Genomic DNA, 23,605 nt, shown 5'->3' with positions numbered 1-23,605 from the left:
GGAGGTCAGCGGGCGGCGGCCAGGCGCGCGAGCCCCTCGCGCAGGGTCTCCTCCGAGCAGCCGAAGTTGAGCCGGACGTGCCCGATGCCCTGCCGCCCGAAGTCCCGCCCGTTCGACAGCGCCACCTGCGCCCGGTCCACCAGGAGCGGCGCCGGGTCGTCGCCCCACGGCAGGGTCCGCAGGTCGAGCCAGGCCAGGTAGGAGGCCTGCGGCTGCCGGTACCCCGCGCCGGGCAGCGCGGCGCCGAGCTCCTCCGCGAGGACCCGGCGGTTCGCCGCCAGCTCGGCGAGCAGGGACGCCAGCCACGGGCCGCCCTCCGTGAACGCGGCGACGCTCGCGGTGTACCCGAGGATCCCGGTGCGCTCGACGACCTCGCCCGGCAGTCCGTCGAACCACCCGCGGGCACGGTCCGACGCGCCGACCATGAGGGCGCACTTCGTGCCGGCGAGGTTGAACGCCTTGCTCGCGCTCGTCAGGGCGACCCCGAGGGCCGCGGCCTCCGGGCACGAGGCGAGGAACGGCGTGAAGACGGCGTCTGCGTGCACGAGCGGGGCGTGGATCTCGTCGGACACCACCACGGCGTCCCACTCGGCGGCGAGCCGGGCGAGTGCCGCCAGGGACTCCCGGTCGTGCACGAGCCCGAGCGGGTTGTGCGGGTTGCACAGCAGCACGGTCCGGGCGCCGTCCGCGAAGGCCTGCCGCACGCCGTCCAGGTCCATCCGCCAGCCGGCCGTCGTGTCGAACGGGTCGGCCGGGCCCTCGGGGGCGAGGAGCGGCACCTCGGTGACGGACCCGCCGGCTTCGCCGACGTACTCCCAAAAGGGCGCGTACACGGGCGGCATGATGACGACCTGGTCCCCGGGCTCGATCACCCGGCGGAGGACCTCGACCGCCGCGACCGAGACGTCGGTGGTGGTCCGGACGAGGTCGGGGTCCACCGACCAGCCCCACCGGTCGGCGGCGAAGTCGGAGAAGGCCTCGGGCAGCACCCGGTGGTGCCCGACGTACCCGGTGTCGCCGTCGGTGACCGCCCGGACCAGGGCGTCCCGCACGGGTTCGGCGAGGGCGCAGTCCATCTCGGCGACGAACATCGGCAGCACCTCGGGGCCGAACGCGGTGTACTTCTCGCTCGTGCGGGTCCGGCGGGCATCGAACACGGAGACCATGACGCTCATGTCGTCATCCTCGCAGCACCTGGGTCCGGCGACCAGAGTGACCGGTTCCGGGCTCGGACGGCTCGAGGCGACCACCACGTGAACAGCCGCCGACCGCCCGGTGACGATGGTGGCGTCCCCCGTCCGAGGGGGCTAGCGTCACGACCGTGAACCGTTCCCGCGCGCACCGTCGCCCGCTCCTCCGTCCGGTCCCGCTCGCCGCGGTGGCCACGATCGCCGCACTGCTCGGCACCGGGGCGGTGGTCGCCCCGGCCGCAGCCAGCCCGGGGACCGCAGCGTCCGGGGCGGGCGTGACCGCGGCCTCCCGGCACGGAGCCGACCCGGCGGCGTCTGTCGACCCGTTCATCGGGACCGACCACGACGGGAACACCTGGCCCGGAGCCACCGCACCGTTCGGCATGCTCCAGTGGAGCCCGACGGGCACGAAGGGCGACCAGACCTCCACCCCGGTCGCGAACGGCTACTCGTACGACGTCAACCGGCTGCGCGGGTTCAGCCTCACGCACCTCAACGGCGCCGGCTGCGCTCCGGGTGCCGCGGGCGACGTGCCGATCATGCCGGTCACGACGCCCGTCACGACCTCGCCCTCCGCGGACTCGACCGACGCCGTCTACGCCGCCGGGTACTCGCACGACCAGGAGCACGCCAGCCCCGGCCGCTACGGGGTCACGCTCGACAACGGCGTCAGCACCGACCTCGCCGTGACCACCCGCGCCGGCATCGGCGAGTTCACGTTCCCGGCCGGGCAGGACGCCAACCTGCTCTTCCGCACGTCGAACTCGATCAACGGCAGCGAGGCCGCCGACACCCGTGTCGACGCCCGCACCCGCACGGTCAGCGGCAGCGTCCTGACCGGCGGCTTCTGCAGCCGCCGCGCGAACGGCGGCGGCGCGACGAACCCCGACCGGCGCAGCTACTACCGCCTGTTCTTCACGGCCACCTTCGACAAGCCGTTCACGAGCACCGGCACCTGGAAGGACGGTGCCGTCCAGCCGGGAGGCACGCGCGCCTCCGGCGGGGAGGGGTACCTCACCGGCGCCGACCGGGCCGGACGCGGCTCCGGCGCGTGGGTCGGGTTCGACGCGCGCCGGGGTGCCACCGTGCACGCGAAGATCGGCATCTCGTACGTCAGCGCCGCCGGCGCCGTCGCGAACCGTGACGCCGAGGTGCGGAAGCACGCCACCGTCGCCAGCGTGGCGGCCGACACCCGCGCCTCCTGGAACCGCGAACTCTCGCGCATCCGGGTCGGCGGCGGCACCGCGGACCGCACCACGCAGCTCTACACGGCCGTGTACCACGCACTCATGCAGCCGAACACGCTGAACGACCGCGACGGACGGTACCTCGGGCCGGACATGCGGGTGCACCGGATCGACCGCGGACACCGCGCCGTCTACGGCACGTACTCCGGATGGGACCAGTACCGGGCGCAGATCCAGCTGCTCGCGCTGTTGCGGCCGGACGTCGCCGGGGACATGGCGCAGTCGATGCTGCGGTTCGCCGAGCAGAACGGCGGCGTGTGGGACCGGTGGCTGCACCTCGGCGCACCGACCCACGTGATGACCGGCGACCCCTCGGCTGCGACCCTCGCCACCTGGTACGCCATGGGCGTCCGCAACTTCGACGTCCGTGCGGCCTACGCCTCGCTCCGCAAGCAAGCGACCGTCGAGAACGCCGACGCCGAGAGCGACATCGGGTGCCCGGGCCAGTGCCTGGCGCAGCGGCCCGCGCTCGACGAGTACCTGCAGCGGCACTACGCCGCGAACGACGACTGCTCGTGCTGGGGCGGCGCGGCCGAGACGCTCGAGGACTCCATCTCCGACAGCGCCCTCGGGTACTGGGCGTCGTCGCTCGGGCTGCGCTCCGACGCCCGGATGTTCGCCGCCCGGGGCGAGTACTGGGAGAACACGTTCAACGCGGCCGTCGGGTACCAGGCCGCGCGCCAGGCCGACGGGTCGTGGACGCCCGGGTGGTCGCCGTCGACCGGCACCGGTTTCGCGCAGGGGACGAGCGCGCAGTACACGTGGCTCGTGCCGCAGGACGTCAGCGGGCTGTCGTCCGCCCTCGGTGGGGACGCCGCCGCGGTCGCCCGGCTCGACGCGTTCTTCCACGACGCCTCGGGCAACTGGGCCGTGACCGGTGGCGACGCGACGCGGTTCGACCCGACCAACGAGCCCGACATCCACACGCCGTGGATGTACAACGCACTCGGGCAGCCCTGGAAGACGCAGGAGACCGTGCGCCGCGTCGTCGACGACGCCTACCGCACCGGGCCGAGCGGCCTGCCGGGCAACGACGACCTCGGCACGATGAGCGCCTGGTACGTCTTCGCCTCCATCGGTCTGTTCCCGCAGACGCCCGGCCGGGCCGAGATGCTCATCGGGAGCCCGACGTTCAGCACCGTCGACATCCGGCGGTCGAGCGGGCAGCGGATCGTGATCCGGTCCTCGGGGACGGAGCAGTACGTGCAGGGCGCGCGGCTCGACGGGAAGACCCTCACGAAGTCGTGGGTGCCGGCATCGTTCGTCAACCGGGGCGGCACGCTGTCGCTCCGTGTCGGTGACACCGCCGACACGACGTGGGCGACCGCGGAGCGCGACCGGCCGCGCGACCGGTGAGGCGGCGCCAGCTGACGCACGCCGGGGGGCCTGCGGCCAGCGGCACCACCGGGCAGTCCGACCACGCCGTCCCGATCCGGTGGTACGAGGCGTCCCCCGCCCGGACCGCGGACACCCCGACGCTCCTCTGGCTCCACGGCGGCGGGTTCTTCCGGGGCGGGCTCGACCAGCCCGAGGCGCACGCGGTCGCGCAGGAACTGGCCCGGCTCGGCGTCCCGGTGGCCACGGTGGACCACCGCCTGGCGCCGGTCCCCGGCCTGGCATGGGTCCGGCAGCGGGCGGGACGTCCCCGGGTGCGGTTCCCGCTGCCCCTCGACGACGTGCTGCAGGCGTACCGGACGGTCGCCGCCCGGTCCCCGGACGGCGTGGTCCTCGGCGGCGCGAGTGCCGGAGCGTGCCTGGCGGCCGCCGCGACGCTCCGCGCATTCGACGACGGGTCCTCCCCGCCGGCCGGAGCGGTGTTCGCCTACGGGTTCTTCCACCCGGTCCACCCCCGACACCACGACGCGCGGCGGCGCTCGCGTCGGCACCGGCGGATCACCCACGCGCCGTGGGCGTTGGACGTGATGAACCGCAACTACGTCGGTCGGGGCGGTGGGCTGTCGGACCGCTTCGCCTTCCCCGGCGGCCACGACGTCGGGGGGTTCCCGCGGGCGCTGTTCATCAACGCCGAGCACGACAACATGGCGGCCTCGGGAGACCTCTTCGCGGCGGAGCTCGGTGCCGCCGGTGTCGACGTGGCACACCACGTCCTGCCGGGTACCCGCCATGCCTTCCTGAACCGTCCGGCGCTGACGGAGTTCTCGACGGCCACGGCGATGATCGCGTCATGGATCCGCGACACCGCTGTGCCGGTCGACCGCTGAGGACGGCCGGACCAGCTCCGGCGAGCCGCTACCCGGCGACGCGGTCGACGGCGTCGAGGACCTCCGCCACCTCGGTGCGGGTCGTGTAGTCGACGTGCACGTCGGCGAACCGGACGACCCGGTCGCCGTCGACGACGAACACCGACGGGAACGGGATCTGCGCCGTGTGGTCGACGTTGCTGTCGGCGACGTCGAAGCCGAGCTGCGTGTGCGCCTCCCGCGCGGGCCCGTCCGGCTCGGTGACGATGCCGAGCTGCGCGGCCAGGGCATTCGCCGGGTCCGACAGGACGGGGAACGCCAGCTCGCCGTTCGCGATCGCCTGCTCCGAGCCCTCGGGCGTCTGCGGTGAGATCGCGATGAGCCGGACCCCGCGGGCGGTGAGTTCCGGCAGCAGGTCCTGCTGGTACGTGCGGAGCGTCAGGTTGCAGTACGGGCACCAGGCGCCGCGGTAGAACACCACGACGGCGGGGGAGCCGTCGAGCTCGGCGGCCAGTGACGTGTCGGTGCCGGTCGCCGTCAGCAGCGCGGCGTCGGGGACGGTGTCGCCCACGCCGGAGGCGGTGCTCGGCACGCCCGCTGCACGGAGAGCTGCCTGCTCCCGGTCGAACACCGCGCTCAGGTCGGGGCCGATCTGGGCGGTGAAGCCCTCGTTGAACGTGTCGACCTGTTCGGCGATGGACTGCTCGGGCATCGGTGCTCCTCCGGGTGGCGGCGGTGGGTCCGCCGGTGCAGGGAGCCTATGCAGCCGGGTCGAGGCCGGCGCCGCATGCCGTCACGGAGTGTCACAGACGTCCGCGGACCGGAGCGCCGATCGTCAGCGCAGTTCGCGCCCGCCGCCCCACACCCGCCGCACCTCGAGCGTCGGCGACAGCGCGACGAGGTCCGCCGCGTACCCCGGCGCGAGTCGGCCGAGCCGGTCCCCGAGCCCGATCGCCGCGGCCGGGGTGCTCGTGAGCGCCGCCACGGCCTCGGGCAGCGTCCGCCCGGTGAGGGTCACGGCGTTCCGGAGTGCGACGTCCTGCGTCAGGGTCGACCCCGCGATGGTGTCCGTCCCGGCCACGCGCGCGACCCCGTCCGTCACGGTCACGTCGAGCGACCCGAGGCGGTAGTCGCCGTCGGCCGCTCCCGCCGCACCCATCGCGTCGGTGATGAGCGCGACCCGACCCGGGGCGGCGCGGAACAGCGTCGCGGCGACGAGGGGGTGCACGTGGACCGCGTCCAGGATGAGCTCGAGCGTGACCCGGTCGTCCGACACCGCCGCCCCGATCGGTCCCGGCGCGCGGTGGTGCAGCCCGGGCATCGCGTTGAACGCGTGCGTCAGGACGGTTGCGCCGGCGTCGAACGCGGCACGCGCCTGGTCGAGCGTCCCCACGGTGTGTCCGACCGCGACCGTGACGCCCGCGGCGACGAACCGGCGCACGGCGTCGACCGCTCCCGGCAGCTCGGGCGCGATGGTGATCTGCCGGAGGACGCCCTCGCCGGCCTCGAGCAGGGTGTCGACGTCCGCCGGGGTCGGCGCGATGAGGTGGTCCTCGTTGTGGGCGCCCTTGTTGTGCGGGGAGAGGAACGGCCCCTCCAGGTGGACGCCGAGCACGAGCGGATCCGTCGCCATCACGGCCCGCACCTGCGCCAGCGACGCGACCAACGCGGGCAGGGGGTTCGCGACGAGCGACAGGACCGACCGGGCGGTGCCGTGCGCGCGGTGCACCGCCAGGGCCCGGGTGAAGGACTCGTCCTCGTACGCCTCGGTCGCGCCGCCGTGCCCGTGCAGGTCCGTGAAGCCGGGCGTCAGGACCGCGTCGTCGAGGTCGACGACCTCCTCCGCCGCGGGTGCGGTTCCGGACCCGACCTGGAGGATCGTGTCGCCGCCGACGAGCACCCACCCGTCCTCGACGGACCCGGCCACGTCGACCAGGCGGGCGGCGCGCACCAGCGTCCTCCGGGCCTCCCCACCGGCCCCGCGGCCCGCGTCGGTCATGCGGTCTCCCGCCGGAACGCGACCACGCCGCTGACCGCAGCGACGACGACGAACACGAGCCCGACGACGGGGTGGCCGAGCGAGATCCAGGTGGCACCGGCGGCGACGACGAGGGCGGTCTCGACGACGGTCTTCCCGACCACGTCGGTCTCGATCGGGGAGCGCGGTGACCGGAAGAGGTACCAGACGACGGCCGCGAAGAGCGGGGCGCCGACGATGAAGAACACCGCCGGGAACGGGTACGGCCACGACAGGTAGCCCCAGTACGCCAGGGACAGCAGGCCGAAGGCGCACACCAGGAACCGGAGGACGGTCCAGACGTCCACCGGGGGACGCGGCGTGGGGGCCGAGGCGGGCACGGGGTCGTCGCCAGGGTCGACCGGACTGCGGGGAGCGTCGCGCATCGGCGGACCTACTTGAAGATGATCGTGCGGGCGCCGTCGAGGAGCACACGGTCCTCGGCGATCCAGCGGACGGCCTGGGTCAGGGTGCGGGACTCCTCGTCCTGACCGATGGACACCAGCTCGGCGGGCTCCTTGGTGTGGTCGACCCGCACGACGTTCTGCTCGATGATCGGGCCCTCGTCGAGGTCGCTCGTGACGAAGTGCGCCGTCGCGCCGATGAGCTTCACCCCGCGGGCGTGCGCCTGCCGGTACGGGTTCGCGCCCTTGAAGCCGGGCAGGAACGAGTGGTGGATGTTCACCGCACGACCGGCGAGGGCCGCGCAGAGCTCGGGGGAGAGGATCTGCATGTACCGGGCGAGGACGACGAGCTCGATGTCGTGCTCCTCGACCGCCTCGAGGATCCGGCGCTCCATCGCGGCCTTCGACCCGGCGTCGGACACCGGTCGGTGCTCGAACGGCACCGAGTAGAACGACGCCAGCTCGGCGAGGTCGGTGTGGTTCGACAGCACGAGCGGCACGTCGATCGGCAGCTGCCCGCCGCGCTGCCGGTACAGCAGGTCGTTGAGGCAGTGGCCGGCCTTCGACACGAGGACGAGCGTGCGCATCGGCCGGCCGACGACGTCGAGCTGCACGCGCATGCCGTAGCGCTCGACGACGGGGGCGAGGGCCTCCTGGAACGTCTGGCGGTCCACCGGTGCCATCACCTGCAGGCGCATGAAGAAGGTGTCCGTGTCGGCGCTGGAGAACTGCTGGGACTCGGTGATGTTGCCCTCGGCGGCGACGACCGCTCCGGAGACGGCGTGCACGATGCCGGGCTGGTCGTCGCAGACCAGCGTCAGGGTCCAGTGCGTGGGGGTCTCGGGCGTCGGGGTCGTCACCGGATCAGGGTACCGGGGGCGTGCGCGCGTCCGCGCGCGACCGGACGGGAGGCACGTGGCGGTGGTGGAACGGGCCTCCTGGCCGTCAGCGGGAGGAGATCGTGACGACCAGGTGCTCCTGCACGTACCCGAGCCAGTCGTAGACGTCCCGCAGGCCGATGCTGCCGTCGTCCCCGTCCAGGCCGTTGTCCGCGGTGTCCCGGTCCACGATGCCCAGGCGGTCCGCGATGGTGAGCCGCAGGTCGGTCAGCGACCGGAGCCAGGCCTGCTCGTCGGCGCGGGTGAGCGCTCCGTCCCGGGTGCCCGTCAGCCACTCGTGCACGACGGCCGCGTTGGCGGACTTGGCGGTGCGCAGGTCGTCCTGCGTGTACCGGCGGAACTCGGCGCTGGCCTCGTCGTCCCCCGGGTAGGCGTCCGGGAACATCCGCGTCGCCACCGGGTCCGTCGCCAGGTCGTGGTCGAGGACCTGGCGCAACTGCTCCACGAGGGACGTCAACACGGCGCGCTCGCCGGAGGCCAGTCCGAGGTGCACGCCGTCGGCGCGACGGACGAAGGGGATCACGCGGCGGGGGCCCGGTCGACGGTCGCCTGCAGGCCGTACCCGTGCATGGCCTCCACGTGTCGCTCCATCTCCTCGCGGTGCCCCGTCGCGACGACCGCCCGACCGTCGGAGTCGACCTGGTGCATGAGGCGCTCGGCCTTCGCCCGCGGGAACCCGAAGTACGACTCGAAGACGTAGGTGACGTACGACATCAGGTTCACCGGGTCGTCCCACACCACGGTCGTCCACGGGACGTCGGCCCGCACCGACGTGCGCTCGTCGAGGTCCGGACTCAGCATGGTCATGGGGACAAGGGTGACACGAACCTGCGGCCTCGGTACGATCGAACGGTCGCGACTGGCGTTGGATGGGTCACCATCGGGGAGCGACACCTGACACGGAGCGCAGCCGTACGCCTGGGCCGCGCCCACCCGTCCACCCCGTCGTACGCGTGTGCGCGGCGGCCAGACAACGAGGAGTCCCGTGTCCATCACCGATCTCACCCCCGCCGCCGCGTCCGCCGACGCAGCCCGGACCACCTTCAACGCCCCGCTCGCCGAGGTCGACCCGGAGATCGCGGCCGTCCTCCAGCAGGAACTCGGCCGTCAGCGCGACACCCTCGAGATGATCGCGTCCGAGAACTTCGTGCCCCGCGCCGTCCTCGAGTCGCAGGGCTCGGTGCTCACGAACAAGTACGCCGAGGGCTACCCGGGCAAGCGCTACTACGGCGGCTGCGAGTTCGTCGACATCGCCGAGCAGCTCGCCATCGACCGCGCGAAGGCCCTCTTCGGTGCCGCGTACGCGAACGTGCAGCCGCACTCCGGCGCCAGCGCGAACGCCGCGGTCCTGCACGCCATCGCCTCCGCCGGCGACACCATCCTGGGCCTCGAGCTCGCCCACGGCGGCCACCTGACCCACGGCATGAAGCTCAACTTCTCCGGCCGCATCTACAACGCCGTGTCCTACGGCGTCGACCCGGAGACGTTCGAGGTCGACTACGACGACATCCGCGCGAAGGCGATCGAGCACCAGCCGAAGGTCCTCATCGCCGGCTGGTCGGCGTACCCCCGTCAGCTCGACTTCGCGAAGTTCCGCGAGATCGCCGACGAGGTCGGTGCGACGCTCTGGGTGGACATGGCGCACTTCGCCGGTCTCGTCGCCGCGGGCCTGCACCCGTCGCCCCTCCCGCACGCCCACGTCGTCTCCTCGACCGTGCACAAGACCCTCGCCGGTCCCCGCTCGGGCATCATCCTGTCCAACGAGGAGTCGCTCTTCAAGAAGCTCAACTCGGCCGTGTTCCCGGGGCAGCAGGGCGGCCCGCTCATGCACGTGATCGCCGCCAAGGCCACCGCGTTCCTGCTCGCCGCGACGCCCGAGTTCAAGGACCGCCAGGAGCGCACGCTCCGCGGTGCGAAGGCACTGGCCGAGCGGCTGACGCAGGACGACGCCAAGGCCGCGGGCATCGACGTCCTCACCGGCGGCACCGACGTGCACCTGGTGCTCGTCGACCTGCGCGAGTCCGAGGTCGACGGCAAGCAGGCAGAAGACCTGCTACACGAGGTCGGCATCACCGTGAACCGCAACTCGGTGCCGTTCGACCCGCGTCCGCCGATGGTCACCTCGGGTGTCCGCATCGGCACCTCGGCGCTCGCGACCCGCGGGTTCGGCGACGCCGAGTTCACCGAGGTGGCGGACATCATCGCGCTGACCCTCATGCCGAACCCGGACATCGAAGCGCTCTCGGCCCGGGTGGAGGCCCTGACCGACGCGTTCCCGCTCTACGCGTGAGCGCCGCGCTCCCTCGTGAGCGTTGGGCGGGGGAGGGCAGTGCCGTCCGCATCGACGGCACCGCCCTCGCCGCGCGCACGCTCGACGACCTGAAGGTCCGCATCGACCGCCTGCACGACCACGGCTTCCGTCCCGGTCTCGGCACGATCATGGTCGGCCAGAACCCGGGCTCGGTGTCGTACGTCGCCGGCAAGCACAAGGACTCGGCGCAGATCGGGCTCGACTCGGTCCGCATCGACCTGCCCTCGTCCGCGAGTGCGGCCGACATCCGGGCTGCGATCCTGCAGATGAACGACGACCCGCGGGTCACCGCGTTCATCGTGCAGCTCCCGCTGCCGCAGGGCATCGACCCGATCCCGATGCTCGAGCTGATGAACCCGGCGAAGGACGCCGACGGCCTGCACCCGACGAACCTCGGTGAGCTCGTGCTCGCCGTGCCCGGTGGTGCCGGCACGATCGACGCCCCGCTGCCGTGCACCCCGCGCGGCATCGTCGCGATGCTCGAGGCGTACGAGGTCCCGATCCGGGGCGAGCACGTCACGATCATCGGGCAGGGGCTGACGGTCGGTCGTCCGCTCGGGCTGCTGCTCACCCGGCTCGAGGCGACCGCCACCCTCACGCACTCGCTCACCGAGGACGTCGCCGCCGAGTGCCGCCGCGCGGACATCATCGTCGCCGCGGCCGGGGTTGCCGGGCTCGTGCAGCCGGACTGGGTCAAGCCCGGTGCTGCGGTCATCGACGTCGGCATCAGTCGCATCGTCGACCCGGGGACCGGGAAGGCGAAGCTCCGCGGCGACGTCGATCCCGCGGTCGCGTCGGTCGCCGGTTTCCTGTCGCCGACGCCGGGCGGGGTCGGACCGATGACCCGTGCGATGCTCATGAAGAACGTCGTCGAGGCCGCGGAGCGCCACCTGAAGTAGGTGCGCGGACGCGGTAGGCCCGCCGCCGTCAGCTGGCGCAGATCGGCCCCGCACAACGAGAACCGGCTCGCGCCACGGACGTCCGTGGCGCGAGCCGGTTCTCGTTGTGCGGATGCAGGTGACGCCGCGGTCTGCAGGAGCGTGGCGGCCGGGAGGCCCGGTGCCGGCCCGGCCGGCACCGGCACCGCCGGCATGGCCCTTCGCGGTCAGCGACAGTCCGCGCGGCCGCCGGGCCGCGCACTGTCGCTCAGCGCGAAGCGCGCCCGGCCAGCTCCGCGCGCCGGGCACCGCGCGGCCGCGCCGCTACGCGTCGCGCCGGGCGCCCTGCGCCGCGTGCACCGTGAACACGGTCGGCTCGCGGTACCCGGCGTCGGCGAAGGCGGCGGTGACGGCCGCGGCGATGCGCTCACGGGCCTCCCGGTCGACGAGCGCGATGGCCGAACCGCCGAAGCCGCCACCGGTCATCCGGGCGCCGACGGCACCGTTCGCCATCGCGGTGTCGACGGCCAGGTCGAGCTCCGGCACCGAGATCTCGAAATCGTCGCGCATCGACTCGTGCGACGCGACCAGCAGGGACCCGATCGCGCGGGGCCCGTCCGCGCGGAGCGTCTCCACGGTGTCGAGGACGCGCTGGTCCTCGGTGACGATGTGCCGGACGCGGCGGAAGGTCTCGTCGTCCAGGAGCTCCTGCGCGCGCGGGAGGTCCTCGACGGACACGTCACGGAGCGCGGGGACGCCGAGCACCTCGGCGCCGCGCTCGCACGACTCGCGGCGGGCCTTGTACCCACCGGTGGCGTGGGCGTGCTCGACGCGGGTGTCGATGACGAGCACCTCGAGGCCGTTCGCCTCGAGCGCCAGGTCGACGACCTCGGTGTCGAGCGTGCGGCAGTCGAGGAACACGACGGCGTCCTGTTCGCCGAGGAGCGAGGCGGACTGGTCCATGATCCCGGTGGGGGCACCGACGGCGTGGTTCTCGGAGTACTGCCCGACCTTCGCGAGGACCTTGCGGTCGAGGCCGAGCTGCCACAGGTCGGTGAACGCCAGCGCGACGCCGCACTCGATCGCGGCGCTCGACGACAGGCCGGCGCCCACGGGCACGTCCGAGTCGATGAACACGTCGAAGCCGGTCCTGTCGGACAGGTCGGCCCCGGCCTGCTCGCGGAGCGCCCAGGCGATGCCGAAGACGTAGGCCGACCAGCCGTCCATGTTCTCGGGCGACAGCTCGTCGAGGGAGAGCTCGTGCACCGCGTCCGGCTCGAACGCCGATGCGACCCGGATCAGCCGGTCGTCGCGCTGGGCGATCGACGCCACCGTGCGCCGGTCGATCGCGAAGGGCAGCACGTACCCGTCGTTGTAGTCGGTGTGCTCGCCGATGAGGTTGACGCGACCGGGAGCGGAGTACCGCACCGCCGGCTCGTACCCGTAGACCTGCTGGAACGTCATGCGCGTTCGATCCCTCCTCGGATGAACTCGGCCGCCTTCTCGGGCACGAGGTCCCCGATCCAGGCGCCCATGGCGGCCTCGCTGCCGGCCAGGAACTTGAGCTTGTCCGCCGCGCGACGCGGGGACGTGATCTGCAGCATGAGCCGCACGGTGTCGCGCGCGGTGTGCACCGGCGCCTGGTGCCACGCGGCGATGTACGGCGTCGGGGTGTCGTAGAGCGCGTCGAGCCCGCGGGTGAGCCGCAGGTGCATGTGTGCGAGCTCGTCCTTCTCGGCATCGGTCAGCCCGGCGAAGTCCGGCACGTGGCGGTGCGGCAGCATGTGGACCTCGATCGGCCAGCGTGCGGCGAACGGCACGAAGGCGGTGAAGTGCTCGCCCTGCAGCACCACGCGCTCGGAGGCACGCTCGTTCGCGAGGTGCTGCTCGAACAGGTCCGGGCCGAAGCGCTCGATCGACGCGAGCAGCCGCTGCGTGCGGGGCGTGACGTACGGGTACGCGTAGATCTGCCCGTGCGGGTGGTGGAGCGTGACGCCGATCGCCTCGCCACGGTTCTCGAACGGGAACACCTGCTGGATGCCGGGCATGGCGGAGAGGGCGGCGGTGCGGTCGGCCCAGGCCTCGACGACCGTCCGGGCCCGCGACTCGGAGATCGACGCGAACGAGCCGCTCGTCTCCGGGGAGAAGCACACGACCTCGCAGCGGCCGACGCTCCGGAGCTGACGGTCGAGACCGACGTCGGACAGGGACTCGAGGGACTCCGGAGCGTCGTCCGCCTCGAGCATCGGACCGAACGACGGGGACCGGTTCTCGAACACCGCGACGTCGTACCGGCTCGGGATCTCGGAGGGGTTCGCAGCGGTCTGCGGTGCGAGCGGGTCCTGGTCGGCAGGCGGCAGGAACACCCGGTTCTGCCGACTCGCCGCGATGGAGACCCACTCACCGGTCAGGACGTCCTGCCGCATCCGCGCGGTCTCGGGCCGCGGGTCGAGGACGCGCTGGTCGATGCTCCGCTCGGCGGGGAGCGTCGAGTCCGCGTCGTCGAAGTAGAAGAGGTCGCGGCCGTCCGCGAGCGTCGTCGCACGTTTCGTGATCACCGCATCACTGTACTCCGGTACGAAGACTTGCGAAAGCAAGTGGAAGCAGACGAAACTCATTCTGTGACGACCGACGAGCCTCCCGTGCTGCCCGCACTGCTGCGCCAGGAGCGCATCGTGGCGATCCTCGACGGCGCCCGCGGCATGGTCCGGACCGCTGACCTGGCCGCTGCGGTCGGGACGAGCGAGGTGACGGTCCGGCAGGACCTCGCCACCCTCGACCGGGAGGCCCGGATCCGCCGGGTGCACGGCGGTGCGGTCCGCCTCGGGGCCGGCTCACGCGAGCGTCCGCTCGAGGTGACGGCCGTCGAGAACAGCACCGCGAAGGCCGCGATCGGCCGAGCGGCGGCTGACCTCGTGCGCTCCGGGCAGTGCATCGTCCTCGACGTCGGGACGACCCCGGCGGCCGTCGCCGAGGCGCTCGTCGCACGCGAGGACCTCGTCGACCTGACCGTCGTGACGAACTCGCTCACCACCGCCCTCGCGCTCGAACGGGCGGTGCCGCGCTTCACCGTCGTCGTCACCGGTGGCACGCTCCGGCCCATGCAGCACTCGCTCGTCGCGCCCTTCAACGCCACCGTGCTGCCGATGCTGTCCGCCGACCTGGTGTTCCTCAGCGGGACCGGGCTGGACGTCGAGCACGGGCTGACGAACGTGAACCTGCCCGAGACCGAGGCGAAGCGGGTCCTCGCCGCGGCGGGCAGGCGTACCGTCGTGGTCGCGGACGGGTCGAAGTTCGGCCGGGCTGACATCGGCGTGGTCAGCACGCTGGAGGACGTCGACGTCGTCGTCACCGCGGGAGCCAGCGCGGACGCGGTCGACCCGATCCGGGCGGCCGGGGTCCACGTGGTGGTCGCGGACGGACCAGCGGGCACGACCCGCACATCGGAGAGGAAGCAGCACCCATGAGCACAGCGGCACCCACCGGCGGTCAGTACCACCTGCGGCACGCGGGACCCGACGGCGTCGTCGAGGCCGTCGTCACCGAGGTCGCCGCCGGCATCCGCGAGTTGCGGGTCGCCGGGTTCGACCTCACCGAGCCCTTCCCCGCGAGCGAGGCCCCGGCCGGGGCGAACGGCATCGTCCTCGTGCCGTGGCCGAACCGCGTGGCCGGTGGCGTGTGGCAGCTGGACGGGGCGGCGCAGCAGCTCGACATCTCGGAGCCGAAGTACGGCAACGCCTCGCACGGGCTGCTCCGCTTCGCGCCGTACCGCGTCGTCGAGCAGACCGAGTCGTCGATCGAGCAGCAGGCGACGATCCACCCGCAGCACGGCTGGCCGTTCACCCTCGAGACGCGTGTGCGCCACGAGCTGGTGGAGGACGGCATCCGCATCACCCACACGATCACGAACCGCTCCGGTCGCCCGGCGCCGTTCGCGGTCGGGTCGCACCCGTACCTCCGGGCCGGCGACACCCCGGCGGAGGACCTGGTGATCCGCCTCGACGCCGCGACCGCCTTCACGGTCGACGAGCGGAAGATCCCGAACGGCACCCGCCCGGTCGAGGGGACGGACGTCGACCTGCGCCAGGGGCTCCGTGCCGGTGACGCGGACCTGGACACTGCGTACACGGACGTGCAGCCGGACGCGGACGGCATCCGTCGGACGTCACTGCACGGGCCCGAGGGCGACGGCGTCGAGCTGTGGCAAGACGCGTCGTTCCCCTACGTGCAGGTCTTCACGTCTCGCGAGTTCCCCCGCGGTGACGGGAAGGGGCTCGCCGTGGCGGTCGAGCCGATGACCGCACCCGCGGACGCGCTCAACTCGGGGGAGGGGCTGCGGTGGCTCGAGGCCGACGAGACGTGGACCGGCTCGTGGGGGATCCGACGCGTCTGGTCCTGACCGGGGTGACGCGGTCGGCCTGGCCGGCGGGGTGTGCCGGGCGGGCTGGATCGGCCGGGCGGGCTGGATCGGCCTGGCCGACTGGGTGGGCCGGGCCGGGCCGGCTGGATCGGCCGGCGGGCTGGACCGGCCGGTCAGGCTTGGCCGGCCCGGCAGGCTGGACCGGACCGGACCGGCAGGCCGGTCGCTTGCGGCGGTCGGGTCAGGCTCGACGCATCCGCAGGGCCTCGACCGCGAGTGACTCGCTCGGGTAGCGGCCGATCTCCTGCGCCCATGCCGGGTCGTCACCGCGCAGCGCGAGGAAGTCCTTGCGCTGTCGGCAGACGTACCCGAGGACGGCGGTGCCGGTCGCGACCTCGGCGAAGTCGGCACGGATGTGCCGGATGCTGACCTTCGCGTTGCGTCGGAGGGTGTCCAACAGGAGCTCGTCGCTCATGCTCGTCCCGGTGGCGGCGGCGAGCTCCACGAGGCGGCGCGCGTCACCGGTGGAGCTGGTCTGCGTGGCGTCGATGGGCTCGATCACGGTGTACCCCGTTCGGTGTGGTTCGTTCAGTGCTGACGTCCCGCGGTGAGCGGAACGAGAACGACCATATCCGGGTGAATCCAACAGACTGCTGAGCGGGGCACCGATGTGGACAGTGCGGCAACCAAGGATCACCTGGGGGCGAGTTGTACCCCGGGATCAGCTCGCCTGCGAGAGGTCCCACACGGGCGGGACGTAGGCGCGGGACCATCCCTCGCGGAGACGCGTCACGGCTCGGTCGAAGGACTCGAGCAGGTCCATCTCCGGACGGACCATCGACTGCAGCTGCAGGCCCTCGTACGTCGCGATCAGCTGCTCGGCACCGCGAGCCGGCTCCATCGTGTGCGGTTCGCGGCCGACGGTGATGTCCTGCACGAGGGACTCCTGCACGAAGCTCTGGAACCGGCGCCACCGGCTGTGCAGCATCGGCGCGAGCGGGTGGTTCGGTGCCGCGGCGATGTTCAGCATCGCGGTGAGGAACCGCATGAGCGACGGGTCTTCGATGTTCTTCATGACGATCGCGCGGAGGAACCGGACCGTGCCCAGCTCGGCGGCGATCGGCATCAGCCCCGTCGTGCGCTGGTCGTTCCACCGGTCGATGCTCGCGAGGAGCAGGCCGTCCCAGCTCGGGAACGAGCCGGTCATCGTCTCGACGCTCATCGAGGCCTCCGCGGCGACGCGAGCGGGGGTGACCTCGTGCAGGGGCAGTTCGTGGAGCACGCGGATCATCGCATCGACGATCTGGGTGCGGGTGAAGACGTCGTCGTGCTGTGCGGAGTCCATGGTGGCGCTGGGCATGACAGCACCACACCACAGGCGCGCTGCGGCGTGGTACCCCCACAACGAGCATCATGTCCCGTTCGCGAGACACGTGTCGACCCCAGAACGGGGCGGCGCCGTCGGACGGGAGGCGACCAGAGGTGGGCCCCGTGGGGCTCGAACCCACGACCCTCGGATGAAGAGGGCGGTGGGCGTCCCGACCAGAGGTGGGCCCCGTGGGGCTCGAACCCACGACCCTCGGATTAAAAGTCCGGTGCTCTACCAACTGAGCTAGAGGCCCTCGCGACCAAGGGTATCGGGAGAGCAGCGCCTACACTGTCGCGGTGCCTCGTGAACACCACCGACCCGTCCAGTTCACCGACGCCGAGTTCGCCGCCATCCAGGGCGGCGAGGACCCGGCGCTGGTGAACCGCGTCGCGCACGACACGGCGAACGCGCTCCTCCACCGCGTGCGGGAGGACCCGGACCCCGCGGTCGTCGAGCGGCTGGTCACGTACACGGACGTGCACGGCATCGACGCGATCGCCGAACTGTGGGCCCGCGTCGGCGCGCACACCCTGCCGGGAGCGCTCTGGCGCATCTACCTGGTGCGGACCGTCATCCGGCAGAACCCCGAGGAGATCGCCTACCTCTTCGAGCGCGGCACGCAGCTCATCGGCACGATCGACCAGGCCGTCGCGGGTGCCGAGGAACCGACCGGGCCGGCGGAGATCCTCACCCTGTCCGACCGGATCCTGCACGGGTTGTACACGGGCGACTTCGCGGTGGCGATCGAGCGCGGGGCCGCGTTCGCGCGGCTGACCGCCGCGGGGGCGACCTCGGTCGCGGATGATTCGGACCGCACGGCCCAGGAGCGGGCATCGGCGCTGACGACGCGCGCGTACCGGCTCGCGGAGCTGGCCGAGGACCTGTCCGCCGCTGCGGCGCTGTGGCGTCGCGACAGCCTGGACTGACCGCCCTCGTATCCTGCCGCTCGCCTGCACGGTGACGGACACGAGCACCGTTCGGCGGTCGAGACGTCCGTCAGGACGCCGCCGCGTCGGGCGGACGCGGGTCACCCGGGTCCGAGCCCGGACATGAGAAGACCGGGCCGCAGAAGCGCCTCTCGGCGCGAGGCCGCTCGGAGCGGCGAATATTGGAGCCCGGGGCTTGCTGCGGCCCGGCGAGATCAAGTGTACGAGACACCTCCCCGTCCGTACCCAGGTGTTCACTCTGGGGGGACAGATCCGCCACCGCGCGCGCCGTGGACAGCGCTCCGGGTCCGCTCGCGCTCCCAGCCCGCAACCGGTCGCGGTGCCGCGCTCGCACCCCGTGGCGGTGCCCGGTCCGCACCCACTCGCGGTGCCCAGCCCGCGCCCACCCGCGGTGCCCGGGCTGTTGCCGCATCCGGGCCTCCCGTCAGCACCCGCGACCGGGCCTCCCGTCAGCACCCGCGACCGGGCCTGCAACGGACGCGTCGGCGCGGTGCGGCCGACGCCCGTCCAGATCACGCCGACCACCGCCGCAGCGCCCGCAGGACTGTCCGCCGACCGCAGCGGACATCCGAAGCGATCCTGACCCAAACCGACGGCGCGAGGGTGCCGAATCATCAGCGTGACCGTCGCACGACGATCACACGAGGTCCCCGTGCGACCCGGGCCCGCTCCCGGGTCAATTCCCTGTGGGTCGCACGGGGCCTCGGCACCTGAACCCGGCACCACCCGCGCAGCGACCGCTGCCGTCACCCGATCCGAACGGGACCCGACTGATGACCACCGCGACCGCCGTCGCCGAGCGCACTGTCCAGTGCGCGCGGAGGACGCCGTACACACGGGAAGGAGGAAAACCTGCAATGCTCACTCTCGTGGAAGGCGACATGGATGGTTGGACTCCCGCCGCCCCGGAACCGGTGTCGGCGGACGACCTGCTCATCCGGGTCGCGACCGGCGACCAGGCTGCGTTCTCCGACCTGTACGACGAGCTGTCCGGCCGGGTCCTCGGACTCGTGACGCGGCTCCTCAAGGACCGGGCGCAGTCGGAAGAGGTCACGCAGGAGGTCTTCCTCGAGGTCTGGCAGCAGGCCACGCGCTTCGACCAGGCCCGCGGCAGTGCCGCCAGCTGGGTGCTGACGATGGCGCACCGCCGAGCGGTCGACCGGGTGCGGGCATCTCAGTCCTCCCGCGACCGGGACACGAAGATCGGCATCCGCGACTTCGAGACGGACTTCGACTCCGTTTCCGAGTCGGTCGAGATCCGACTCGAGCACGAACGCGTCAGCCGGGCGCTCTCCCGACTCACCGAGTTCCAGCGGCAGGCGGTGCAACTCGCCTACTACGGCGGCTTCTCGCACAGCGAGATGGCCGAGCGACTCGGGGTGCCGATCGGCACCGTCAAGACCCGTCTCCGCGACGGGATGATCCGACTCCGTGACGAGATGGGGGTGAACTCATGACCGAACGACACGACGACCCGGAGCTGATGACCGGCTCCCACGCCCTCGACGCGCTCAGCGACGAGGAGCGCCACTCGGTCGAGCAGGCCCTCCGCACCGCTCCCGAGCTCCGACTCGAGGCCGACTCGCTGCGCGAGACCGCCCTCGCCCTCGCCTACGCCGTGCCCCCGGTCACGCCCCGCGCCGACCTCAAGGCCTCGCTCATGGCGAAGATCGCCCAGACGCCGCAGCTGCCGGCGCTCGACCAGTCAGCCTCCGACGAGGAGCGCATCGTCGAGCCCGTCCAGGAGGCCCGACCCGCGCCCGTCGCCGACCTCGCCTCCGACACCGGTCGCGCCGCGACGAAGGCCCGCGCCCGCTGGTTCCAGCGTCCCGCGGCCGCCCTCAGCGCCGCCGCCGCCGTGGCCGTCGTCTTCCTCGGTGTCGGCCTCGGCGTCGGCCCGTCGCTCTTCTCGGACGACGGCGGTGCACCCGCCACCACGCAGGCGGCTTCTGGCCTCGACCAGATCTACGCGGCGCCGGACTTCCAGCGCAGCTCCGCGAAGGTCAAGGGCGGCGGGACCGCCACGGTCGTGTGGTCCGGGCAGCTCGGACGCTCCGCGGTCATCCTCGACGGGGTCAAGGCCGCGCCGAAGGGCAAGACCTACGAGCTCTGGTACATCGGCTCGCAGGAGTCCGGCGGCACCATCGAGGCAGCCGGGCTCATGCACGACGTCGACGGCGGCGTCCGGTCCGCCGTGCTCCGCGGCACGATGGTCGCCGGTGACACGATCGGCATCACGGTCGAGCCGGCGGGCGGGTCGGACCAGCCGACCTCCGAGCCGGTCGTGGCCGTGCCCACCTCGGAGGCCTGAGCGCCGACGCGCCTGCGCCACGGACGGGAGGCTCCCACCAGCTGGTGCGGAGCCTCCCGTCCGTTCGTGGTGCGGCCGGTCCGCCGAGCGGCGAGACGCCGCCAGGCACGCGAGACGCTGCCGAGTGGGTCGGACGCCGCCGGGTGAGCCGGACTCCGCCGGGTGAGCCGGACGCCGCCGGGGGCTGGACGCCGCCGAGTGCGCCAGACGCTCCGGAGTGGGCCGGACGCCGCCGAGTGGGCCGGACGCCGCCGAAATCGGCGGCGTTCCGCTGCGCTCGGGGCGTCTCGTACGGACGGGGGCGTGCCGTGCAGACGCGGGCGTCCCGTGGGGACGGAGTGTCTCGTGCAGACGGGGCGTGCCGCGCAGACGGGGCGTCGTGTGGGGACGGGGGCGTCGAGTGTCGACGGGGGCGTGCCGCTCAGACGGGTGTGTCTCGTGGGACGCAGGCCGTGCCTGTGGACGCAACGACAGGAGGCCCGGTGCCGTCCGTGGCGGACGTGCACCGGGCCTCCCGGCTGGTGGTCAGCGGACCGACCGGCGGTTGATCACCCGAAGCGACCCGAGACGTAGTCCTCGGTCGACTTGACCGACGGGTTCGAGAAGATCGTCGCGGTGTCGTCGAACTCGATGAGGTGACCGGGCTGACCGGTGCCCGCGATGTTGAAGAACGCGGTCTTGTCGCTGACACGCGAGGCCTGCTGCATGTTGTGGGTCACGATGACGATCGTGAAGTCCTTCTTCAGCTCCTCGATGAGGTCCTCGATGGCGAGGGTGGAGATCGGGTCGAGCGCTGAGCACGGCTCGTCCATGAGGAGCACGTCCGGCTGCACGGCGATCGCGCGGGCGATGCAGAGACGCTGCTGCTGACCACCGGACAGGCCCATGCCGGGCTTCTCGAGGCGGTCCTTGACCTCGTTCCACAGGTTGGCACCCTGCAGCGAGCGCTCGACGATGTCGTCGGCCTCGGACCGCGAGATGCGCTTGTTGTTCAGCTTGACGCCGGCCAGCACGTTGTCCTTGATGGACATCGTCGGGAACGGGTTCGGGCGCTGGAAGACCATGCCGACCTGACGACGGACGATGACCGGGTCGACGCCGGGGGCGTACAGGTCGTCGCCGTCCACCTTGACCGAACCCTCGACGTACGCACCGGGGATGACCTCGTGCATGCGGTTCAGGGTGCGGAGGAAGGTCGACTTGCCGCAGCCGGACGGGCCGATGAAGGCGGTGACGGTGCGGGGCTCGATCGTCATGTCGACGCCCTCGACGGCCTTGAACTTCGAGTAGTAGACGTTGAGGCCGTCGACCTCGATGCGCTTGGACACGTGGATCCTTCTGGTTGGGTGGTCGAACCGCCGGGGCGGGAAGTCGGGTGGAGGGGGAGTCCGGTGTCCCGCGCTAGCGCGGGAGCTTCGGGGCGAAGAGGCGGGTGATGAAGCGGGCGAGCAGGTTGAGCACCATCACGATGAGGATGAGGAGCAGCGCTGCCGTCCAGGCCCGGTCGACGAACGGCACCGGGTTGGCGCCCTGCTGCGAGTACTGCGTGTACGCGAACACCGGCAGCGTCATCATCGGATCCCCGAACAGGTCGTAGTTCATGCTCGAGGTGAAGCCGGCCGTGACGAGCAGTGGTGCGGTCTCGCCGATGACGCGGGCGATCGAGAGCATGACACCGGTCGTGATGCCGGCGAGGCTCGTGGGGAGCACGACCTTCACGATCGTGAGCCACTTCGGGACACCGAGCGCGTACGAGGCTTCGCGGAGTTCCATCGGCACGATCTTCAGGACCTCCTCGGTGGAGCGCACGACGATCGGGATCATCAGCACCGCGAGGGCGATCGAGCCCACCAGTCCGAAGCGCGAGCCCGGGCCGAGGATCAGCGCGAAGAGCGAGTAGGCGAAGAGGCCGGCGACGATCGACGGGATGCCCGTCATGACGTCCACGAAGAACGTGATCCCTCGGGCGAGCGGACCCTTGCCGTACTCGACCAGGTAGATGGAGGTCAGGAGGCCGATCGGCACGCTGATGAGCGCTGCGAAGAGCGTGATCTCCAGGGTGCCGACGAGTGCGTGGACCGCGCCGCCGCCCTCGGAGATGACCCCGCGCATCGAGTACGAGAAGTACCGGGCGTCGAAGCGGGCCAGGCCCTTCGCGAGCACCGTGTAGAGCAGGGAGATCAGCGGCAGCACCGCGATCACGAAGGCGGTGACGACGAGCGAGGTGATGAGCCGGTCGACGGCCTTCCGCCCACCCTCGACGATCCGGGAGAGGACGACGATGAGGACGTCGAACAGGACCGTGCCGAGGAAGACCGCGGCCACGATGTTGAAGTCCTCCGTGGCGCCGCTGGCGGCGAGCAGGGCGAACACCAGGCCGAGGGCGACCCAGCTGCCGATGAGGAGCAGCCACGGGACGGACTTGTGGAGCTTCCCGTTGGCGAAGACGTTGCCAGCGGGCTGACGGAGTGCGAGGGACATCGGGGTGCGACCTTTCCCGTCAGGAGACTCGCTTGCGGACGATGTACCGCGCGAGCATGTTGATGACCAGGGTGATGACGAAGAGGATCAGGCCGGAGGCGACCAGGGCGTTGAGCGCGGTCCCCGAGGCCTCGGCGAACTGCAGCGCGATGTTCGCCGCGATGGTCGACGGGTTGAGCGACCCGATCAGGTTGAAGGTGATGTTCGTCGACACCGACAGGACCAGCGCGATCGCCATCGTCTCGCCGAGTGCACGACCGAGTCCGAGCATGATCGCGGACACGATGCCGGACTTGGCGAACGGCAGGACCGACATCCGGATCATCTCCCAGCGCGTCGCGCCGAGGGCCAGGGCCGCTTCCTCGTTCAGGGTCGGCGCCTGCAGGAAGATCTCGCGCATGACGGCGGTCATGATCGGGATCGCCATGACCGCGAGGACGATCGACGCGGTGAGGATGGTGCGCCCGGTCCCGGAGACCTGACCGGAGAACAGCGGGATCCAGCCGAAGTGCTCGTTGAGGAACTCGTAGAACGGGCGGACGAACCGTGCCAGCACCACGATGCCCCACAGTCCGTAGACGACCGACGGGACCGCGGCCAGCAGGTCGATGACGTACCCGAGCACCGGTGCCAGGCGGCGCGGCGCGTAGTGCGAGATGAAGAGCGCGATGCCGAGCGACAGCGGCACGGCCATGACGAGCGCCAAGAACGCCGACCACACCGTGCCGAAGACGAGCGGGCCGACGTAGTCCCAGAAGTTCGCGGCGTCGTTCGGCAGGTCGCCGGCCTTCGCCGAGAACGCAGGGATGCTCTGCCAGACGAGGAACGCGGCCACGAGCGCGAGGACGAAGAGGATGAGGCTGCCCGCCACGACGGAGGCGGTGGAGAACACCCGATCGCCGATGCGGACGACGGCCTTGGGCTTCGACGGGGTGGCGGTGTCCTGGTCTCGGACCGGTGCGGTCGTCATGGGGCTCCTGTCGGAGGATC

Annotated in this window: 23 protein-coding genes, 1 tRNA gene and 1 riboswitch; of the genes, 9 read left to right on the top strand and 15 right to left on the bottom strand. The window is 72.0% G+C overall.

Going from position 1 to position 23,605, the window contains the following annotated elements:
- Positions 1–5: 5 nt before the first annotated feature.
- The gene (locus DEI84_RS12800) at positions 6–1,175 is read right to left on the bottom strand and encodes a MalY/PatB family protein (RefSeq protein WP_110891107.1); all 1,170 of its coding nucleotides are present in this window, start codon (positions 1,173–1,175) and stop codon (positions 6–8) included.
- Between the two features lie 146 nt (positions 1,176–1,321).
- On the opposite strand from DEI84_RS12800, the gene DEI84_RS12795 reads away from it, so the two are divergent.
- A complete protein-coding gene (locus DEI84_RS12795) occupies positions 1,322–3,793 on the top strand; it encodes a GH92 family glycosyl hydrolase (RefSeq protein ID WP_220032897.1) in 2,472 nt (823 codons plus the stop codon).
- Positions 3,790–4,659 (top strand): alpha/beta hydrolase, encoded by an 870-nt coding sequence (locus DEI84_RS12790; RefSeq protein WP_181420448.1) that lies wholly within the window; start codon positions 3,790–3,792, stop codon positions 4,657–4,659. Before DEI84_RS12795 ends, DEI84_RS12790 begins: the two co-directional genes overlap by 4 nt.
- Before the next feature lie 28 nt (positions 4,660–4,687).
- Here the strand turns inward: DEI84_RS12790 and DEI84_RS12785 are convergent, their stop codons facing one another.
- The 6 genes from DEI84_RS12785 to clpS all read right to left on the bottom strand — a co-directional run bounded on the left by DEI84_RS12785 (position 4,688) and on the right by clpS (position 8,765).
- Entirely contained in the window at positions 4,688–5,350 is a 663-nt protein-coding gene (locus DEI84_RS12785) for a peroxiredoxin-like family protein (protein ID WP_110891105.1), read from the bottom strand.
- Positions 5,351–5,473: 123 nt separating this feature from the next.
- Positions 5,474–6,637, bottom strand: coding sequence for an N-acetylglucosamine-6-phosphate deacetylase (gene nagA, locus DEI84_RS12780; protein WP_110891104.1), 1,164 nt, complete (start codon positions 6,635–6,637; stop codon positions 5,474–5,476).
- Positions 6,634–7,041: a YrdB family protein gene (locus DEI84_RS12775; protein ID WP_110891103.1), complete on the bottom strand. Its 408-nt coding sequence runs from the start codon at positions 7,039–7,041 to the stop codon at positions 6,634–6,636. Before DEI84_RS12775 ends, nagA begins: the two co-directional genes overlap by 4 nt.
- Before the next feature lie 8 nt (positions 7,042–7,049).
- Positions 7,050–7,919, bottom strand: a complete 870-nt coding sequence (gene purU / locus DEI84_RS12770; protein ID WP_110891102.1) for a formyltetrahydrofolate deformylase — start codon at positions 7,917–7,919, stop codon at positions 7,050–7,052.
- An 85-nt stretch (positions 7,920–8,004) separates the two neighbouring features.
- Positions 8,005–8,481, bottom strand: a complete 477-nt coding sequence (locus DEI84_RS12765) for a DUF2017 domain-containing protein (RefSeq protein ID WP_110824151.1) — start codon at positions 8,479–8,481, stop codon at positions 8,005–8,007.
- Positions 8,478–8,765, bottom strand: a complete 288-nt coding sequence (gene clpS / locus DEI84_RS12760; RefSeq protein ID WP_110824150.1) for an ATP-dependent Clp protease adapter ClpS — start codon at positions 8,763–8,765, stop codon at positions 8,478–8,480. Before clpS ends, DEI84_RS12765 begins: the two co-directional genes overlap by 4 nt.
- Before the next feature lie 38 nt (positions 8,766–8,803).
- Positions 8,804–8,889: riboswitch (ZMP/ZTP riboswitch) on the top strand.
- Between the two features lie 54 nt (positions 8,890–8,943).
- Here clpS and glyA point away from each other — a divergent pair.
- Both glyA and DEI84_RS12750 read left to right on the top strand, forming a co-directional pair.
- A complete protein-coding gene (gene glyA / locus DEI84_RS12755; RefSeq protein WP_309146392.1) occupies positions 8,944–10,248 on the top strand; it encodes a serine hydroxymethyltransferase in 1,305 nt (434 codons plus the stop codon).
- The gene (locus DEI84_RS12750) at positions 10,245–11,168 is read left to right on the top strand and encodes a tetrahydrofolate dehydrogenase/cyclohydrolase catalytic domain-containing protein (protein WP_110891101.1); all 924 of its coding nucleotides are present in this window, start codon (positions 10,245–10,247) and stop codon (positions 11,166–11,168) included. The genes glyA and DEI84_RS12750 overlap by 4 nt, the downstream gene beginning before the upstream one ends.
- Before the next feature lie 303 nt (positions 11,169–11,471).
- Here DEI84_RS12750 and galK read toward each other — a convergent pair whose 3' ends face one another.
- The gene (gene galK / locus DEI84_RS12745; protein WP_110891100.1) at positions 11,472–12,611 is read right to left on the bottom strand and encodes a galactokinase; all 1,140 of its coding nucleotides are present in this window, start codon (positions 12,609–12,611) and stop codon (positions 11,472–11,474) included.
- Entirely contained in the window at positions 12,608–13,765 is a 1,158-nt protein-coding gene (gene galT, locus DEI84_RS12740) for a galactose-1-phosphate uridylyltransferase (protein ID WP_110891099.1), read from the bottom strand. Before galT ends, galK begins: the two co-directional genes overlap by 4 nt.
- 3 nt (positions 13,766–13,768) lie before the next feature.
- Here galT and DEI84_RS12735 point away from each other — a divergent pair, with 3 nt between their 5' ends.
- Together DEI84_RS12735 and DEI84_RS12730 are read left to right on the top strand one after the other, a co-directional pair.
- Positions 13,769–14,614, top strand: a complete 846-nt coding sequence (locus tag DEI84_RS12735; RefSeq protein WP_110891098.1) for a DeoR/GlpR family DNA-binding transcription regulator — start codon at positions 13,769–13,771, stop codon at positions 14,612–14,614.
- Positions 14,611–15,546: an aldose 1-epimerase family protein gene (locus tag DEI84_RS12730; protein WP_110891097.1), complete on the top strand. Its 936-nt coding sequence runs from the start codon at positions 14,611–14,613 to the stop codon at positions 15,544–15,546. The genes DEI84_RS12735 and DEI84_RS12730 overlap by 4 nt, the downstream gene beginning before the upstream one ends.
- 202 nt (positions 15,547–15,748) lie before the next feature.
- Here the strand turns inward: DEI84_RS12730 and DEI84_RS12725 are convergent, their stop codons facing one another.
- The 3 genes from DEI84_RS12725 to DEI84_RS12715 form a co-directional block, all read right to left on the bottom strand.
- The gene (locus DEI84_RS12725) at positions 15,749–16,069 is read right to left on the bottom strand and encodes a hypothetical protein (RefSeq protein WP_110824144.1); all 321 of its coding nucleotides are present in this window, start codon (positions 16,067–16,069) and stop codon (positions 15,749–15,751) included.
- Positions 16,070–16,228: 159 nt separating this feature from the next.
- On the bottom strand, positions 16,229–16,867 hold the full coding sequence (locus DEI84_RS12720) for a TetR/AcrR family transcriptional regulator (protein WP_110824143.1): 639 nt from the start codon (positions 16,865–16,867) through the stop codon (positions 16,229–16,231).
- A gap of 189 nt (positions 16,868–17,056) precedes the next feature.
- Positions 17,057–17,129: transfer RNA gene (locus DEI84_RS12715), tRNA-Lys, on the bottom strand.
- 43 nt (positions 17,130–17,172) lie between these two features.
- Here DEI84_RS12715 and DEI84_RS12710 point away from each other — a divergent pair.
- The 3 genes from DEI84_RS12710 (at position 17,173) to DEI84_RS12700 (ending at position 20,134) form a co-directional block, all read left to right on the top strand.
- A complete protein-coding gene (locus DEI84_RS12710; RefSeq protein WP_110891096.1) occupies positions 17,173–17,802 on the top strand; it encodes a DNA-directed RNA polymerase subunit beta in 630 nt (209 codons plus the stop codon).
- An 878-nt stretch (positions 17,803–18,680) separates the two neighbouring features.
- Positions 18,681–19,280: an ECF RNA polymerase sigma factor SigK gene (gene sigK / locus DEI84_RS12705; protein WP_110824141.1), complete on the top strand. Its 600-nt coding sequence runs from the start codon at positions 18,681–18,683 to the stop codon at positions 19,278–19,280.
- Positions 19,277–20,134: an anti-sigma factor domain-containing protein gene (locus tag DEI84_RS12700; RefSeq protein WP_110891095.1), complete on the top strand. Its 858-nt coding sequence runs from the start codon at positions 19,277–19,279 to the stop codon at positions 20,132–20,134. Before sigK ends, DEI84_RS12700 begins: the two co-directional genes overlap by 4 nt.
- 548 nt (positions 20,135–20,682) lie before the next feature.
- On the opposite strand, the gene pstB is transcribed toward DEI84_RS12700, so the two are convergent.
- The 3 genes from pstB to pstC form a co-directional block, all read right to left on the bottom strand.
- On the bottom strand, positions 20,683–21,462 hold the full coding sequence (gene pstB, locus DEI84_RS12695) for a phosphate ABC transporter ATP-binding protein PstB (RefSeq protein ID WP_110824139.1): 780 nt from the start codon (positions 21,460–21,462) through the stop codon (positions 20,683–20,685).
- A gap of 73 nt (positions 21,463–21,535) precedes the next feature.
- On the bottom strand, positions 21,536–22,615 hold the full coding sequence (pstA, locus tag DEI84_RS12690; protein ID WP_110891094.1) for a phosphate ABC transporter permease PstA: 1,080 nt from the start codon (positions 22,613–22,615) through the stop codon (positions 21,536–21,538).
- A gap of 19 nt (positions 22,616–22,634) precedes the next feature.
- Positions 22,635–23,585, bottom strand: a complete 951-nt coding sequence (gene pstC, locus DEI84_RS12685) for a phosphate ABC transporter permease subunit PstC (protein WP_110891093.1) — start codon at positions 23,583–23,585, stop codon at positions 22,635–22,637.
- Positions 23,586–23,605: the final 20 nt, after the last annotated feature.

The sequence above is a fragment of the Curtobacterium sp. MCBD17_023 genome, from assembly GCF_003224415.1.
In the GTDB taxonomy this organism is placed as follows: domain Bacteria; phylum Actinomycetota; class Actinomycetes; order Actinomycetales; family Microbacteriaceae; genus Curtobacterium.
This window is presented reverse-complemented; position numbering and strand designations above follow the sequence as displayed.

Bases quoted from the DNA above. Each gene is read 5' to 3' on its own strand.
- DEI84_RS12800 (WP_110891107.1), bottom strand. From the start codon at position 1,175: ATGAGCGTCATGGTCTCCGTGTTCGATGCCCGCCGGACCCGCACGAGC.
- DEI84_RS12785 (WP_110891105.1), bottom strand. From the start codon at position 5,350: ATGCCCGAGCAGTCCATCGCCGAACAGGTCGACACGTTCAACGAGGGC.
- nagA (WP_110891104.1), bottom strand. From the start codon at position 6,637: ATGACCGACGCGGGCCGCGGGGCCGGTGGGGAGGCCCGGAGGACGCTG.
- DEI84_RS12775 (WP_110891103.1), bottom strand. From the start codon at position 7,041: ATGCGCGACGCTCCCCGCAGTCCGGTCGACCCTGGCGACGACCCCGTG.
- clpS (WP_110824150.1), bottom strand. From the start codon at position 8,765: ATGACCATGCTGAGTCCGGACCTCGACGAGCGCACGTCGGTGCGGGCC.
- galK (WP_110891100.1), bottom strand. From the start codon at position 12,611: ATGACGTTCCAGCAGGTCTACGGGTACGAGCCGGCGGTGCGGTACTCC.
- galT (WP_110891099.1), bottom strand. From the start codon at position 13,765: ATGAGTTTCGTCTGCTTCCACTTGCTTTCGCAAGTCTTCGTACCGGAG.
- DEI84_RS12730 (WP_110891097.1), top strand. From the start codon at position 14,611: ATGAGCACAGCGGCACCCACCGGCGGTCAGTACCACCTGCGGCACGCG.
- DEI84_RS12720 (WP_110824143.1), bottom strand. From the start codon at position 16,867: ATGCCCAGCGCCACCATGGACTCCGCACAGCACGACGACGTCTTCACC.
- sigK (WP_110824141.1), top strand. From the start codon at position 18,681: ATGCTCACTCTCGTGGAAGGCGACATGGATGGTTGGACTCCCGCCGCC.
- DEI84_RS12700 (WP_110891095.1), top strand. From the start codon at position 19,277: ATGACCGAACGACACGACGACCCGGAGCTGATGACCGGCTCCCACGCC.
- pstA (WP_110891094.1), bottom strand. From the start codon at position 22,615: ATGTCCCTCGCACTCCGTCAGCCCGCTGGCAACGTCTTCGCCAACGGG.
- pstC (WP_110891093.1), bottom strand. From the start codon at position 23,585: ATGACGACCGCACCGGTCCGAGACCAGGACACCGCCACCCCGTCGAAG.